General features: G+C 66.7%; 12 protein-coding genes. All 12 read left to right on the top strand.

The features are described 5' to 3' along the window. Positions 1-80 precede the first annotated feature (80 nt). The 12 genes from JN302_RS06180 to JN302_RS06125 all read left to right on the top strand — a co-directional run bounded on the left by JN302_RS06180 (position 81) and on the right by JN302_RS06125 (position 14,310). Entirely contained in the window at positions 81-1,304 is a 1,224-nt protein-coding gene (locus tag JN302_RS06180) for an efflux RND transporter periplasmic adaptor subunit (RefSeq protein ID WP_202332320.1), read from the top strand. Then, complete coding sequence (locus JN302_RS06175) at positions 1,301-4,381, top strand: efflux RND transporter permease subunit (RefSeq protein WP_202332319.1); 3,081 nt, start codon at positions 1,301-1,303, stop codon at positions 4,379-4,381. Before JN302_RS06180 ends, JN302_RS06175 begins: the two co-directional genes overlap by 4 nt. A gap of 194 nt (positions 4,382-4,575) precedes the next feature. Next, positions 4,576-5,409, top strand: a complete 834-nt coding sequence (locus tag JN302_RS06170; RefSeq protein WP_202332318.1) for a GntR family transcriptional regulator — start codon at positions 4,576-4,578, stop codon at positions 5,407-5,409. Next, on the top strand, positions 5,330-6,364 hold the full coding sequence (locus tag JN302_RS06165; protein ID WP_202332317.1) for a BMP family lipoprotein: 1,035 nt from the start codon (positions 5,330-5,332) through the stop codon (positions 6,362-6,364). Before JN302_RS06170 ends, JN302_RS06165 begins: the two co-directional genes overlap by 80 nt. Positions 6,365-6,381: 17 nt before the next feature. Next, the gene (locus JN302_RS06160) at positions 6,382-7,929 is read left to right on the top strand and encodes an ABC transporter ATP-binding protein (protein WP_202310757.1); all 1,548 of its coding nucleotides are present in this window, start codon (positions 6,382-6,384) and stop codon (positions 7,927-7,929) included. Further along, the gene (locus JN302_RS06155) at positions 7,926-8,978 is read left to right on the top strand and encodes an ABC transporter permease (protein WP_202310755.1); all 1,053 of its coding nucleotides are present in this window, start codon (positions 7,926-7,928) and stop codon (positions 8,976-8,978) included. The genes JN302_RS06160 and JN302_RS06155 overlap by 4 nt, the downstream gene beginning before the upstream one ends. Next, the gene (locus JN302_RS06150; RefSeq protein WP_202332316.1) at positions 8,975-9,871 is read left to right on the top strand and encodes an ABC transporter permease; all 897 of its coding nucleotides are present in this window, start codon (positions 8,975-8,977) and stop codon (positions 9,869-9,871) included. The genes JN302_RS06155 and JN302_RS06150 overlap by 4 nt, the downstream gene beginning before the upstream one ends. Positions 9,872-9,873: 2 nt before the next feature. Further along, positions 9,874-10,431, top strand: a complete 558-nt coding sequence (locus tag JN302_RS06145) for a cysteine hydrolase family protein (protein ID WP_244743032.1) — start codon at positions 9,874-9,876, stop codon at positions 10,429-10,431. Then, on the top strand, positions 10,428-11,294 hold the full coding sequence (locus JN302_RS06140; protein ID WP_202332315.1) for a carbohydrate kinase family protein: 867 nt from the start codon (positions 10,428-10,430) through the stop codon (positions 11,292-11,294). Before JN302_RS06145 ends, JN302_RS06140 begins: the two co-directional genes overlap by 4 nt. 1 nt (position 11,295) lies before the next feature. Then, on the top strand, positions 11,296-12,051 hold the full coding sequence (locus JN302_RS06135) for a nucleoside phosphorylase (RefSeq protein WP_202332314.1): 756 nt from the start codon (positions 11,296-11,298) through the stop codon (positions 12,049-12,051). Between the two features lie 31 nt (positions 12,052-12,082). After that, positions 12,083-12,850 carry a sugar isomerase domain-containing protein gene (locus tag JN302_RS06130; protein WP_202332313.1) on the top strand — a complete coding sequence of 256 codons (768 nt, stop codon included), beginning with the start codon at positions 12,083-12,085 and terminating at the stop codon, positions 12,848-12,850. Between the two features lie 8 nt (positions 12,851-12,858). Further along, on the top strand, positions 12,859-14,310 hold the full coding sequence (locus tag JN302_RS06125) for an aldehyde dehydrogenase family protein (RefSeq protein ID WP_244846214.1): 1,452 nt from the start codon (positions 12,859-12,861) through the stop codon (positions 14,308-14,310). The last annotated feature ends 245 nt before the right edge of the window (positions 14,311-14,555 follow it).

The raw sequence follows: 14,555 nt of genomic DNA, 5'->3' as shown, positions 1-14,555 counted from the left end.
TCTCCATCGTCGATCCTCGGTCGATGTGGCCGGCCCCCTAGTTACACCTTTTGGATCCCCAATCGCAGGTAGCGCCGGTCATGATCAAACGCTTCATCATTGCGTTCATTCTTCTCGCTCTCGTGGTCGGTGGCCTGGTCGGGTTCAACATCTTCCGCGACAACGCGATCAAGCAATTCTTCGCCAACATGCCGGTCCAGCCGGTGACGGTGTCCACGACGACGGTCAAGCCGATCACCTGGAAGCCGGGCATCGAGGCCATCGGTACGGTAAGTGCGGCCCGCGGCGTCGACCTGACCGTCGAGACATCGGGGGTCATCAAGGACATCCGGTTCCACTCCAACGAGAAGGTCGAACAGGGGGCGGTGCTGCTCCAGCTCGACGACGGCGTGGAGAAAGCCGATCTCGACGCGACCAAGGCGCAAGCCGCACTCGACCAGACCGCGCTTGCCCGCGCCATCGAGCTTAAGGACCGGGGCGTCGGCTCGCAGGTCACGCTCGACGTGGCCCGCGCGACGGCCACCGCGTCGGAAGCGCAGGTCAACAAGCTGCAGGCGGTGCTCGACCAGAAGCAGCTCCGGGCACCGTTCAGCGGCACGGTCGGAATTCCGCGCGTCGATCTCGGACAATATCTCTCGCCGGGGACCACCGTTGCGACCCTGCAGGACCTGGAAACGATGCGGGTGGACTTTTCGGTACCGGAACAACAGTTGAATCTGTTGAGGATCGGCCAGAAGCTGCATCTCGGCCCGGCCGACAGCAACCTGCCGTTCAGGGGGATGATCCGCGGCATCGATCCAAAGATCGACCCGGTGACACGCCTCGTCGCCGTGCGGGCGGAGGTCGCCAACCCCGAGGGCAAGCTGAGCCCCGGCCAGTTCGTCCAGGTGCGGGTCGAACTGCCCGCCGAGGATGGCGTGCTGGCACTGCCGCAGACCGCGCTGGTGACCAGCCTCTACGGCGACTACGTCTATGTCGTGCGTCCGGCAAAGCCGGCTGACGACGCGCCGGCCGCGGCTCCTGAGGAGGCAAAGGGTGAGGCGAAGCCGGCCGAAGGCGCGGATGCGAAGCCTGCCGACGACGCCAAGCCCGCCGGGGGAGACGAGCCTGCTCTGACCGTCGCCCAGATCTTCGTCAAGCCGGGCCGCCGCAGCGAAGGTCTGGTCGAGGTCGGCCAGGGCATCAAGCCGGGCGATCAGGTCGTTACGGCAGGCCAGAACAGACTGAGCAACGGCACACCGGTCGTCGTCGACAACACGATCGACCCGACCAGGCCGGCCAACCAGCAGGCGGCCCAGCGATGAGCTTCTCCGACATCTTCATCCGCCGCCCGGTCCTGTCGACGGTGCTCGGCTTCCTGATCCTGCTGCTCGGCGTACAGGGCATCTTTAACCTGCAGGTCCGCCAGTATCCGGAGGTCGAGGAGACGGTGATCACCATCACAACGACCTATCCGGGCGCCAGCGCCGACCTGATCCAGGGCTTTATCAGCGCGCCGATCGCGCGGGCCGTCTCCACGACCGAGAACATAGACTACGTCACCTCGCAGAGCCGGCCGTCGGCCAGCGTTGTGACGGTGCAGATGAAGCTCGGCTCCGACCCCGACGTCGCGCTGACCGAGGTCATGTCCAAGGTCCAGGGCGTGCGCGGCGAACTGCCGACGGACGCCGAGGATCCAGTCATCGTCAAGGGTACCGGCGAGCAGTTCGCCATCATGTATCTGGCGATGCAGAACCCGAACATGACGTCGGAGCAGCTCACCGAATATATCGAGCGCGTCATCCGGCCGCGCATGTCGACCATCGAGGGCGTGGCCGAGGTGCAGATCCTCGGCGCCGCCAACTATTCGATGCGCGTGTGGATCGATCCGATCAAGCTCGCCTCGCGCGGCATGACCGCAGCCGAGGTGATGGCCGCTATCAACTCCTCCAACTTCCTCTCGGCGCCGGGCAAGACCCAGAACGAATATGTCGCCTCCTCGATCACGGTGCGATCGACCCTGCAGACCGCCGAAGCCTTTGGCGCGATGCCGCTCAGATCGGAGAACGGCAATGTGGTCAGGCTGCGCGACGTCGCCAAAGTCGAGCTGGCGGCCGAGACCACGGACAGCCGCGTCAATTTCAACGGCCAGCCCGGCACCTTCGTCGGCATCTTCCCGACGCCGGCCGCGAACCCGCTCGACACGGCGGGCGCCGTGCTGAAGGAGCTTCCGGCACTTCAGGCGAGCCTGCCCGAAGGCATGACGGTCACCATGGTCTATGACGCGACCGAGCAGATCGGCGCGTCGATCGACGAGGTGTTCAAGACGATCGGCGAAGCCGTCGCCATCGTGGTCGTGGTCATCCTTCTGTTCCTCGGCTCATTCCGCTCGGTGCTGATGCCGATCGTGACCATCCCGCTGTCGCTGGTCGGCGCCTGCTTCCTGCTCTTCGCCATGGGCTATTCGATCAACCTCCTGTCGCTGCTGGCCATGGTGCTGGCGATCGGCCTCGTCGTCGACGACGCCATCGTGGTGGTGGAGAACATCCACCGCCATATGGAGGAGGACGGCATGTCGCCGATGCAGGCCGCCTTCAAGGGCATGCGCGAGATCTCCTCGGCGGTGATCGCCATGACCATCACGCTCGCCGCGGTGTTCGCGCCGCTCGCCTTCACCGGCGGACTAACCGGCTCGTTGTTCCGCGAGTTCGCCATGACGCTCGCCGGCGCGGTGGTGCTCTCGGGCGTGGTGGCCCTGACCATCACGCCGATGATGTCGGCACGCATCCTGAAGTCCGGACAGCACAGCCGCTTCCAGGCTTTCGTCGACCGCACCTTCACCCGGGTGGAGAACCGCTACGAGCGGCTGGTCGCCGGCTCGCTGAAATATCGCCCGGTGACGCTGATGATCGTCGTGGCCCTGGTCGCACTCAGCGGCTATCTGTTCATGAAGACGTCGGGCGAACTGGCTCCGGAAGAGGATTCGGGCGCCCTGTTCGCGCTGGTGACGGCGCCACGCTACGCAACGTCTGATTACACCAGCCGCTATGTCGACCAGATCATGGAGGCGACGAAGGACCTGCCGGAGCTGCGCTCGTCCTTCTCGGCCGTTGCCTTCGGCGGCGGCGCCACCAACCAGGCCTTCACGGTCTGGGCCTTCAAGGACTGGGCCGACCGGACGCGCTCGCAGGCGGAGATCCAGCAGGATCTACAGGAACGGCTGAAGCATATCGCCGGCGTCGAAGCGCTCGTCTTCGCGCCGCCCTCCCTGCCGGGAGCGGGCGGCGGCCTGCCGATCTCGCTGGTGATCCAGTCGACGGGCGATGCCAGCCAGGTCTACGAGGTCGCCGAGAAGATCAAGCGCGAGGCCGAAGCCACCGGCCGCTTCATCGTCGTGCAGAACTCGCTCGCCTTCGACGCTCCGCAGGTGACCGTCACCATAGACCGCGACCGGGCGGCAGCGCTCAACCTGCCGATCCGCGATATCGGCCAGACATTGAGCCTGCTGGTCGGGGGCGGCTCGATCGCGCAGTTCGACCGCGACTCCAACAGCTACGACATCATCATGCAGGTGCCGAAGGAATATCGCGACAACCCGCACAAGCTGGGGGAGTTCTTCGTGCGCAGCGTCACCAACGAGATGGTGCCGCTCTCGGCCGTGGTGTCGATCTCGAGCAACGCCTCGCCGGCGGCTATCGAGCAGTTCAACCAGCTCAACGCGGCGACGATCTCGGCGCTGCCGGTGCCCGGCGTCACCACCGGCGACGGTCTGGCAACGATCGAGGACATCGCGCGTCAATCCCTGCCGGCCGGCTTCTTCATCGACTATTCCGGCCAGTCCAGGCTGGAGAAGGAGCAGGGCAACACGATCGCCATCGCCTTCGCGCTGGCCGTCATCGTGATCTATCTGGTGCTGGCGGCGCAATTCGAGAGCTTCCGCGATCCACTGATCATCATGATGACCGTGCCGCTGTCGATCTTCGGGGCCATCGTACCGCTCAACCTCGGGCTCGGCACGCTGAACATCTACACGCAGGTGGGCCTGATCACCCTGATCGGGCTGATCACCAAGCACGGCATCCTACTGGTGGAATTCGCCAACCAGCAGCGGGAAGCTCATGGCATGAACCGCAGGGAGGCGATCGTCGCTTCGGCAAAGGTCCGGCTGCGCCCGATCCTGATGACGACGGCCGCCATGGCGCTCGGCGTCGTGCCGCTGATCCTGGCGAGCGGCGCGGGTGCCGCCGCACGCTACTCGATGGGCCTGGTGATCTTCTCCGGCATCCTTATCGGCACGATGTTCACGCTGTTCGTGGTGCCGATGTTCTACACCTATATCGCCAGCAAGGAGGCGCCCAAGCCCGCCGAGATGCCCGACGCTGAGGTCGCCGCCCCGCACTGAGGCGCCCAAACCCGTTCCGCCTTCGACCCGAAGGGCGGCAGTTCCAGGCCGGGACTGCCGCCCTTTTCGTCATGCGTGTCCTTCGCCCGAGACGCCGAAGCCTCTCTCCTTGTCCGCATGCATCTCCATCTTCTGGCCTACTTGCGCACCGGCTAAAAAGCTGTACAGTTGACTGGACAACTTTGGGCAGATCGATGAAATCCAAGCTCCGCGACCGCGACGGACCGCTCTACCTGCAGATCGCCGATCGGCTGCGGGAGGACATCGGAGCCATGGACAGCGGCGCGCGCATTCCCAGCGAGCCGCAGCTCGCCAAGGATTGGGGCGTCAGCCGCTTTACCGTCGCCAAGGCGGTGGAGCAGCTCGTCGACGAGGGCCTGATCACCCGCAGGCAGGGAAGCGGCTCCTTCGTCGCCGAGGCGCCGCTGCGGCGGGCGCCCGGTTATCTCCTGTCCTTCACCGAGGCCGTCGAGGCGGCGGGCCACAGGGCCAGCCACAAGCTGATCGCCTTCAAGCCGACCGAATGGCGCGAAGGGCTGCCCTACGAAACCGGCACGACGCTGATGCTGCTCGACCGCCTCCGCCTGGTCGACGGGATCGCGGTGGCGCGTCACAAATCCGTGCTGTCGGCCGAGCTCCTGGAGGAAATCGGCCTCACCGAAGAGGTCGCGCGGGCTCCGACCTTCTCGCTCTATCGCTATTTCGGCGAGCATGGGCTCAGCGTTCAGACCGCAACCGAAAGGCTGCATGCCTGCGCCGCGGAGCCGGATGATCGCACCCTTCTCGGGCTGACGGGCGACGGCGTCGTCGTCGCCGTCACCCGACATTCCTTCGCTGCCGACGGCACGCCGCTCGATGCCGTCGCCGCGATCTACGATGCCCGCCGCTATTCCTACGAGGCCCGTCTCGTACGGCGGCATCAGGGGAACCACCAACAGGAGACGAACCATGAAGACATACTGGATTCAGGGCGCGGCCACATTGGCCCTCGCCTCGGCCCTTGGGATGGCCGCGGCGACGGCCGCTGACAAACCGGCCGCGCTGATCATCGCGCAGGGCGGGCTGGGCGACCAGTCCTACAACGATCTCGCCTTTTCCGGCTTCGAGAAGGCCGCGAAGGAAACCGGCATCGAAGGCAAGCCGGTGGAATCGAAGGATGTCGTGGCCCAGGCCACCGAGATTCTGCGCCGCGCATCGGACGCCGATTTCGGCCTGATCATCGACCTCGAATATTCGCACGGCGAGCCGATGCTCGAAGTGGCGAAGGACTATCCCGACACCAAATACGTCATCCTCAACCAGGTGCGCGAGGGCGCCAACATCGCCTCCATCCTGTTCCAGGAACAGGAAGGCTCCTACCTCGCCGGCACGCTGGCCGCGCTCGTGACCACCGACACCTCCATCAAGGGCATCAATGCCGAGCCCATCATCGGCGTGATCGGCGGCACCAAGTCGGCCGGCATCGACAAATTCATCGCCGGCTATATCGAGGGCGCCAAGGCGGCCAATCCCGATGTCCGGGTCAAGGTCGCCTATTCCAACAATTTCGGCGATCCCGCGATCGGCCTGCAGATGGCGAAGGCCATGTTCGAGGAAGGTGCCGACATCGTCTACCAGGTGGCGGGCGGCACCGGCATGGGCGTGATCCAGGCGGCCAAGGAGACCGGCCACTATGCGATCGGCGTCGACACCGACCAGGACGGCATCGCGCCCGGTTCCGTGCTGACCAGCATGGTCAAGCGCACCGACGTCGCGGTGGAGAGCGTGTTCGAGGACTATGCCGCCGACAAGTTCCCGGCCGGCCAGACCGTGACCTTCGGCCTCAAGGAGAACGGCGTCGGGCTGTCCGAGATGAAGCACAGCAAGGACCTGATCCCCGCCGCGATCCTCGAAAAGGTGGAGACCGCCAAGCAGGACATCCTGTCAGGCAAGATCAAGGTCTGGAACGTGGTCGACCAAGGCTACCCGGACTATCTGAAATAGGCCGGCCGCAGCAGCAGATGACCAACCCGCAGCCGTCAGAGGTTCCGTCGGACCCGTCGATCCGCCTCGGCGCGCATCGCATCGTCAGGCGGTTCGGACCCGTCGTCGCCAATGACGACATCAACTTCCGCGCCATGCGCGGAACGGTGCATGCGATCGTCGGCGGCAACGGCGCCGGCAAGTCGACGCTGATGCGCATCCTGCAGGGCATGGACAGGCCTGACGAAGGCGTCGTCATCGTCGACGGCCTTCCGACGGTCTTCCTCGGGCCCGCCGACGCCTTCGCCCGCGGCATCGGCATGGTCCATCAGGAATTCATGCTGGTGCCGAGTCTCACCCTTCTCGAGAACCTGGTTCTTGCCCATGAACCTGTCGATGCGCTCGGGCGCGTCGACAGGGCCAAGGCGCTGGTCGAGGCCCGCAAGCTGGAGGCTCTGGCCGGCGTGAGACTCGACTGGGACATGCCGGTCGAGGATGCGCCGGTCCATATGCGCCAGATCGTCGAGATCCTGCGGCTGCTCTATCGAGGCGCCGACGCGCTTATCCTGGACGAGCCGACCGCCGTGCTTGCTCCGGCCCAGGTGCGCGAGCTGATCGCGCTCTTGCGCAAGCTGCGCGACGACGGCCGCACCATCCTGTTCATCAGCCACAAGCTCGACGAGGTCCTCGCCGTCGCCGACGAAATCACCGTGATCCGCTCGGGTAGGGCGATCGGCACCATGCCGGTCGCCGAGGCGAGCAAGCCGAAACTCGCCGAGATGATGATCGGCGAGGTCCTTTCCCGGCCTGAGGCGCGCCCCGGCACGGCCGGAAAGCCGATGCTCGAAATCTCCGGCCTGACCGCGCGCGACAGCCGCGGCCATGTCGGACTTCAGGGTTTCAGCCTCAGCGTGCGCGCCGGCGAGATCGTCGGCATCGCCGGCGTCACCGGCAACGGCCAGGACGAACTCGTCGGGGCCATGACCGGGCTCGGCCGCGTCGACGCCGGGTCGATCCGCATGGGCGGTAAAGAGGTAACGCCGCTGTCGCTGCGGGAGCGCCGGCATCTCGGGCTCAGCTATCTCAGTCCAGACCGCGCCGCCGAGGGCCTCTGTCTTGGCGCGCCCATCGCCGAAAACGCCATCGCCGGCCACCACCGACGCCCCGATCTCAGCAGCAACGGCATCCTCCGGCGAAAGGCCATCGCCGCCCATGTCGAGAGCCTGCTCGACCGTTTCTCCGTGCTGCGCGGCTCCGCTTCGCAGCCGGCTGCCAGCCTGTCGGGCGGCAACCAGCAGAAGGTCGCCATAGCGCGCGAACTCGACGGAAGTCCCAAAGTGCTGCTCGCCTGCCAGCCGACGCGCGGCGTCGACATCAAGGGCATCGCCTTCATCCACCAATGCCTGCTCGACTACCGGGATCGCGGCGGCGCCGTTCTGCTCATCTCGGAAGAGCTCGACGAACTGGTCACGCTTTCAGACCGAATCACCGTCCTCTACGGAGGTCGGGTCACGGGCGCGGTCGAGCGCGGCGCCGCCGGTCTCGACGACATCGGCAGGCTGATGCTCGGGGAAGCCGCCTCATGAGCGCCGTCACGCAGACCTTGCCGGGCTCGCGCTGGCACGGCGTCGCCGAGGCTCTCGCGCCGCTTGGTGTCGCGCTGGCCGCCGCCGCCATCGTTCTCGCGCTCGCCGGCCACAATCCGCTCGAGGTCTACCGGCTTCTGGCGGTCGAATCCTTCGGCAGCTCGAAGCGCATCGCCGCGACCCTTTCGGCCGCTACGCCCCTGATCCTCACCGGGCTCGCCACGGCGATCGCCTTCCGAGCCGGCGCGTTCAATGTCGGCGTCGAGGGTTGCGTCTTCGTCGGCGGCCTCGCCGCTGCCTATGTCGGCTTTACCTATGCGGGCCTGCCGGGCGTGATCCTGCTGCCGGCGGCTCTCGCCGCGGCCGTCGTCGTCGGCGCGCTCTGGATGCTGACGCCGGGCCTGCTCAAGGCGAAGCTCGACGTCGACGAGGTGGTGACGACGCTGATGCTCAATTTCATCGCCGTCAGCCTCACCGCCTATCTGGTCAACGGGCCGCTGCTTGCTCCGGGCGCCGCCAATTCGGCCACGCCCATGGTCGCCGGAGCCGCGCGGCTGCCGAAACTTATGCCCCCCTCGACCCTCAATGCCGGCTTCCTGATCGCAATCGCCCTTCTTGCCGTCTACGCCTGGTGGAGCAATCGCACGGCGCTCGGGCTCGAGACCAAGCTGGCCGGTATGAATCCGCGCTTCGCGATCGCCTCCGGCATCAACGTGCCGATGCTGCTGGTCAAGATGATGCTTTTGTCGGGCGCGATCGGCGGTCTCGCCGGCGGTATCCATGCGCTTGGCTCCGTCGGCCGTTTCGTCGCGGGCTTCTCGCCGGGCTACGGCTTCACCGGCATCGCGGTCGCGCTGCTCGGCCGCGGTTCGGCACTCGGCATCTTCCTCGCCGCCATCCTCTTCGGCGCGCTGGCCACGTCGGGCGCGACCATCCAGCTCTTCAGCGATGTGCCGATCGAGATCGTCAACATCCTCCAGGGCATGGTCATGACTTTCGCCGTCGCCCGCATCGGCTGGCTCTTTGCCGGCAAAGGGGCGGCGAAATGATCGACAACATCGTCCATGCCGCGATCGTCATGACGACGCCGGTGCTGCTGGCCGCACTCGGCGGCCTGATCAACCGGATCGGCGGGCTCGTCAATATCGGTCTCGATTCCATGATGCTGGCCGGTGCCCTCTTCGGCCTCATCGTCGCCTCGCAGACGGGAAGCTGGGGTGCCGCGCTGCTCGCCGCGGCTGTTGTCGGCGCCATCCTCGGCCTGCTGATGTCGCTTACCGTCACCCGGCTGGAGGCCAACGAGATCATCGTCGGGCTGGGCTTCAACATCGCCGTGGCCGGGTTGGTGCGTTTCTTCCTCAAATCCGCCTATGGCAGCTCGGGTACGCTGAGCCTGCCCGACGTTGCCCGCCTGCCCCGCATCGACATTCCCCTGGTCGCCGACATTCCGCTGCTCGGCGCGGCGTTTTCGGGCCACGACCCGCTGACCTGGGCGGCCTGGCTGATGGTGCCCGTGACCGCATGGTTCCTCGCCCGCGCCCGGGCCGGGCTGCGGCTGCGGGCGACCGGCGCCGCACCCCAGGCTGCGCGCGCGCTTGGCCTCAGCCCGCTAACCTTGCGCGACGTCTCGACCGTCTATGCCGGCATGATGGCCGGCCTCGCAGGTGCCTATCTGTCGATCGGCGTCGTCGGCATCTTCAATGAAGGCATCACCGCCGGGCGCGGCTTCATCGCGCTCGCCGCCTTCTATTTCGGGCGCAACCGGCCCTGGCTGACGGCAGTCTGCGCGCTGCTCTTCGGTTTCTTCGACGCCATCCAGATCCGGCTCCAGGGCCGGGGCATGCCGGCCGAGCTGGTCCAGACGCTGCCCTATGTCATGGTGATCGTGGTGTTGACCCTGATGGCGCTCGCCGTGAAGCGAGCGCGGGCGAAAGGAGCCTGAACATGGCGGAAAAGACGGCCCTCATCCTGGTCGACGTTATCAACTCCTTCTTCGAGCCCGGACACCCGAACTATTATCCCGGCGTCGAGGACGTGATCGCACCGATGCGGGCCCTGCTCGACGCCGCGCGTCGATCGGGTGCCATCGTCGTGCATGCGGCGGAGAAACACCGGCCCGACTTCCACGACTTCGAGTGGAGGAAGCTGCCCGTGCATCACCTGGCCGACGCCCATGACGCAGCGTTCTTTCCGGGCTTCGAACCTGACGGCCCGAACGAGACCACGGTCTACAAGCGCCGTTTCAGCGCCTTCTTCGCCACCGACCTCGCTCTGTTTCTGACCGAGCAGAAGGTGACGCGCGTGGTTATCGCGGGGGTCAAGACCAATGTCTGCATCCGGGCGACGGCCCAGGATGCCTTCGCCAACGGCCTCGAGCCGATCATCGCCCGCGAGGCCACCAACTCCAACCGCCCGCATCTGGCGGAAGCCTCGCTGGAGGACGTCGACCGCTATATGGGCCGGGTGGTGTCGCTCGACGAAGCGATCGGAATGCTGTCATGATCGCGATCACGGGCTACGCCAGCCTCGATCACGTCGCCATGCTCGACGGCACGCCGCGGGCGGGCCGCACCACCACGATCCTCGACCGGCCGGAGAATGCCTGGCCGCGGCTCGGCGGCGGCCCCGCCTATGTGGCGGCCGCCCTCGTCGCGAGCGGTGTTTCGCAAGCGCATCCGGTGAGCTGGATCGGCGACGACGAGGCCGGCGAGACCTATCGCCGGCAGCTCGCGCAGGGACGGATTCCCGGCGACGGCCTCGCAATCGTGTCCGGCGCGCGCACGCCCGTCTCGATCCTCGCCTATGAGCCTGACGGCGGCTGCATCTGCCTTTACGACCCTGGCATGCCGAAGGGGCTGACGCTGACGCAGGCGCAACGCGACCTCGTCGGGCGCGCCGAATGGGTCTGCGTGATGATCGGACCGCCCGACGCCACGGCCGCCGTGCTCGAAGCGATCGGGCCGAAGACGAAACTTGCCTGGGTGGTCAAGCACGATCCACGCGCCATGTCGGCCGGGCTGGCCGGCAGGCTCGCGGCCCGCGCGAACCTGATCTGCTGCAGCCATGCCGAACGCGCCTTCGTGGACGAGGTACTGCCGCGGGCCGGTCTCGCCGCCGGCCGGATGCTGATCGAAACGCAGGGCGCGGAGGGCGCGGCACTGACCCGCGACGGAGCCACCGTATCGTCGGCGACGGCGCCGATCACGGTCAGCGACCCGACCGGTGCTGGCGACACATTCGCGGGCGGCGTGCTGGCCGCTCTCGCCGGTGGCGAAACAGAGCCGGCCAAGATCCTCGATGCCGGACACAGGGCTGCCGCCACACTTTTGCGCGAGCGCCGGACAATCGAAATGGAAAGTGCATGAGATGAGCCAAGAACGATCCAACACCGCCTGGTATATCGGCGCGAGCCGCGAGCAGGTGGGCCAGTCGGCGATGCTCGTCGGTGATCCCGCCCGCGTCGCCCGTATCACGGAGCACATGAGCGATGTCGAATTCGTGGCCGAAAACAGGGGCCTGCGCACCGCGACCGGCACCCGGGGCGGCAAGCGTGTCACGGTCTCGGCGTTCGGCATGGGGGCGCCGATCGCGACGATCGTGATGCACGAGCTGTTCGCCCTCGGCATCAGGACGTTCCTGCGTATCGGCACGGCGATGGCCGTGAAGCCGGCCAAGCTCGGCGACTTCGTGCTCGCCGACGGCGCGCTGCGCCAGGAAGGCACGTCGAACACCTACGCGCCGCTCGGCTTTCCGGCGATCGCCGATTTCGAGCTCAACACCAGGCTGCGCGAGCGGCTGGCCCGCTCCGACCTCACCTGGCATGCCGGGATCTTCGGCACCTATGACGGTTTCTATACCGAGATGTTCGGGCTGTCGGGCGAACGCCGCGCCATCATCGACGGCCTCAAGCGCGACATCGAACGCATGGGGCTGATCGGCACCGACATGGAGACCTCGGCGCTGCTCACCGCCGCCCGCATCCTCGGCGCCCGGGCTTCCACGCTGTGCGTGGCGACGGTCGATGCCTTCACCCAGGAAAAGATCGCCGACGAGGCAATGGCGAAGGCCGAGCGCGAGCTCTTCGAGATCGCGCTGGACGCCATCACCGCCGTGCCGGCGTGACGCAACGAGAACAATAAGAAAGGCAAGACCGATGACGTCGATCGTCGACCGCTATTTCACCACCCTGGCCGAGCGGCTGGAAAAGGTGCGCTCCACGCAGGGTGCGGCAATCGCGAGGGCTGCGGAACTCTGCGCCAAGAGCATCGCCGCCGAAAAACTCGCCTTCACCTTCGGCACGGGTCACGGCGCCCTGCCGGCACTCGAGAGCTTCCCCCGGACCGGCACGATCGTCGGCTTCCGGCCGATCGTGGAAAGCACCATGATCTCCTTCCACCATGTCTGGGGCGACATGGGGGCCAGGCAATATCGTTTCATCCACGCCCAGGAAGGCTACGGCAAGGCGATCCTGCGCTCGCACCAGATCGACCCCGCCGACGCGATGATCCTGTTCTCGCATTCGGGCATCAACGCGGTGATCATGGACATCGCCATGGAGTGCAAGGAGCGTGGCATCGCGCTGATCGGCGTGACCTCGCTGCCGCATTCCTCCTCGACGCCGTCGCGCCACTCCTCCGGCAAGCGTCTGTTCGAGGTGGCCGACGTCGTCATCGACACCGGCATCCCGCTCGCCGACGCGTCGCTCTTCATCGACGGGCTGGAGTCGCCCGTCGGCGCGAGCTCGACAAGCGTGACCATCGCGATTGCCCATGCGATCGTCTCGACCACTGCCGAGAAGCTCGTCGCCCAGGGCATCAAGCCGCATGTCATGGTCAGCCCCAACACCACGGGCAAGGAAGCTGCCAACCGCCAGAACGACGAGAACTATGAGCAGCTCTGGCGCCGGCTCAAGGCACGGTGAGTGTCATCATGGACCGCAAGCTTTTCATCGACGGCACCTGGTGTGACTCCAGGGCCGCCGGCCGCCTCGACATCAAGGACCCGGCCACGGGCGAACCGGTCGGATCGAGCGCCATCGCCGGCCGCGCCGATGTCGACCTCGCCGTTGCGGCCGCAGCCCGAGCCTTGCCGCTCTGGGCGGAGACCCATGCCGACGAGCGGGCGAAGCTTCTTCACCGCGCCGCCGACCTAGTCGAGGAGCGGATCGACGCCATCGCCGAGATGCTGACCCGCGAGCAGGGCAAGCCGGTTCCGGATTCGCGCAAGGAAATCTCCTTCGGCATCAGCGTCATCCGCTACTATGCCGAGGAAGGGCGCCGGCTGGGCGGCTCGATCCGACCGTCGTCGCGGCCCGACATCAAAAGCCTGGTGACGACGGCTCCCGTCGGCGTCGTTGGCGCGATCGTACCGTGGAACTATCCGGTCGACCTCTATTGCTGGAAGGTGGCGCCGGTCCTGGCCGCCGGGTGCACCCTGGTCGCGAAGCCTCCGCACGAGACGCCGCTCGCCATCGGCATGGTCGTTCAGTGCTTCGCCGATGCCGGCGTTCCGGCCGGCGTGGTCAACGACATACCCGGCACCGGGCCGGAAGTGGGGGCGGCACTCGCCGAACACCCCGGGATCGCCATGATCACCGCGACGGCCTCCGTGCCGGCCGGCCAGTCGATCATGCGGGCCGCGGCGGGGAACCTGAAGCGCCTGTCGCTGGAGCTTGGCGGACAGAGCCCGTTCGTGGTGCTCGACGACGCCGACCCCGAGGAGGCAGCGGCGGCGGCAGCCAGGCGTTCCTTCTCGAATATGGGCCAGATCTGCATCGCGGTGAACCGCATCCTGGTGTCGCGCGGCATCCACAAGGACTTCATCGATGCGCTGGTGGCCGAGACGAGCAAGATCAAGCTCGGCCACGGCGTGCTGCCGGGCGTGCTCTATGGTCCGGTGCTGCACGAGGGCGTACGCAGCCGTGTCGCCAGCCACGTGGCCGACGCCGTCGCCAGGGGCGGCAGGTTGCTCATCGGCGGCCGTATCCCCGAGGGCGCCGACTACGGCCGCGGTTTCTTCTACGAGCCGGCGCTTGTCGACGAGGTGCCCGATGCAGCCCTCGCCCTGACCGAAGAGACCTTCGGGCCGCTGGCCGCGATCCGGCCGGTGGCGGACGATCGCGAGGCGCTGCGGGTTGCCAACGCGCTGCCTTTCGGCCTCGCGGCCTATGTCTATTCGCGCGACCTCGAAAGGGCCTGGGGCTTCGCCGACCGTATCGAAGCCGGCGCGATAGGCGTCAACGTCAACGACACGACCGAACTGCAGGCGCCTTTCGGCGGCTGGAAGATGAGCGGCATGGGTCGCGAACTCGGCCGCGAGGGCCTCGAAGCCTTCCGCGAATCGAAGCACATCAAGATGCGGGTGCGGAACAGGCTGGGGTGAGCCTGAGGTCATGCGGAGCGGCGCCCCAACGCCTCTCCGCATTTCGCTGGGCGACAGCCAGCCGCACGAAGTGTCTCCCGAACAAGCCACGCCGATCGGTCGCAAGGCAGGTTGCAGATTTCGCTGCAATGTGCCCCGCCGTTCCGTCCGGGCGCTTGCATCCCGCCAGGATTTCGTAGTGCTATCGACCCATGAAGATAGCACCCTCATCCCTGCTCCGACGCGAGAGCCATTTCTCCAGCCGA

It is taken from the genome of Mesorhizobium sp. L-8-3, from assembly GCF_016756615.1.
Lineage (GTDB): Bacteria > Pseudomonadota > Alphaproteobacteria > Rhizobiales > Rhizobiaceae.
Note: the sequence above shows the minus strand (reverse complement) of the source record. Positions and strands in the feature narration are given on the sequence as shown.

Coding starts and splice junctions, on each gene's coding strand:
- JN302_RS06180 (WP_202332320.1), top strand. CDS start 81: ATGATCAAACGCTTCATCATTGCGTTCATTCTTCTCGCTCTCGTGGTC.
- JN302_RS06175 (WP_202332319.1), top strand. CDS start 1,301: ATGAGCTTCTCCGACATCTTCATCCGCCGCCCGGTCCTGTCGACGGTG.
- JN302_RS06170 (WP_202332318.1), top strand. CDS start 4,576: ATGAAATCCAAGCTCCGCGACCGCGACGGACCGCTCTACCTGCAGATC.
- JN302_RS06165 (WP_202332317.1), top strand. CDS start 5,330: ATGAAGACATACTGGATTCAGGGCGCGGCCACATTGGCCCTCGCCTCG.
- JN302_RS06160 (WP_202310757.1), top strand. CDS start 6,382: ATGACCAACCCGCAGCCGTCAGAGGTTCCGTCGGACCCGTCGATCCGC.
- JN302_RS06155 (WP_202310755.1), top strand. CDS start 7,926: ATGAGCGCCGTCACGCAGACCTTGCCGGGCTCGCGCTGGCACGGCGTC.
- JN302_RS06150 (WP_202332316.1), top strand. CDS start 8,975: ATGATCGACAACATCGTCCATGCCGCGATCGTCATGACGACGCCGGTG.
- JN302_RS06145 (WP_244743032.1), top strand. CDS start 9,874: ATGGCGGAAAAGACGGCCCTCATCCTGGTCGACGTTATCAACTCCTTC.
- JN302_RS06140 (WP_202332315.1), top strand. CDS start 10,428: ATGATCGCGATCACGGGCTACGCCAGCCTCGATCACGTCGCCATGCTC.
- JN302_RS06135 (WP_202332314.1), top strand. CDS start 11,296: ATGAGCCAAGAACGATCCAACACCGCCTGGTATATCGGCGCGAGCCGC.
- JN302_RS06130 (WP_202332313.1), top strand. CDS start 12,083: ATGACGTCGATCGTCGACCGCTATTTCACCACCCTGGCCGAGCGGCTG.
- JN302_RS06125 (WP_244846214.1), top strand. CDS start 12,859: ATGGACCGCAAGCTTTTCATCGACGGCACCTGGTGTGACTCCAGGGCC.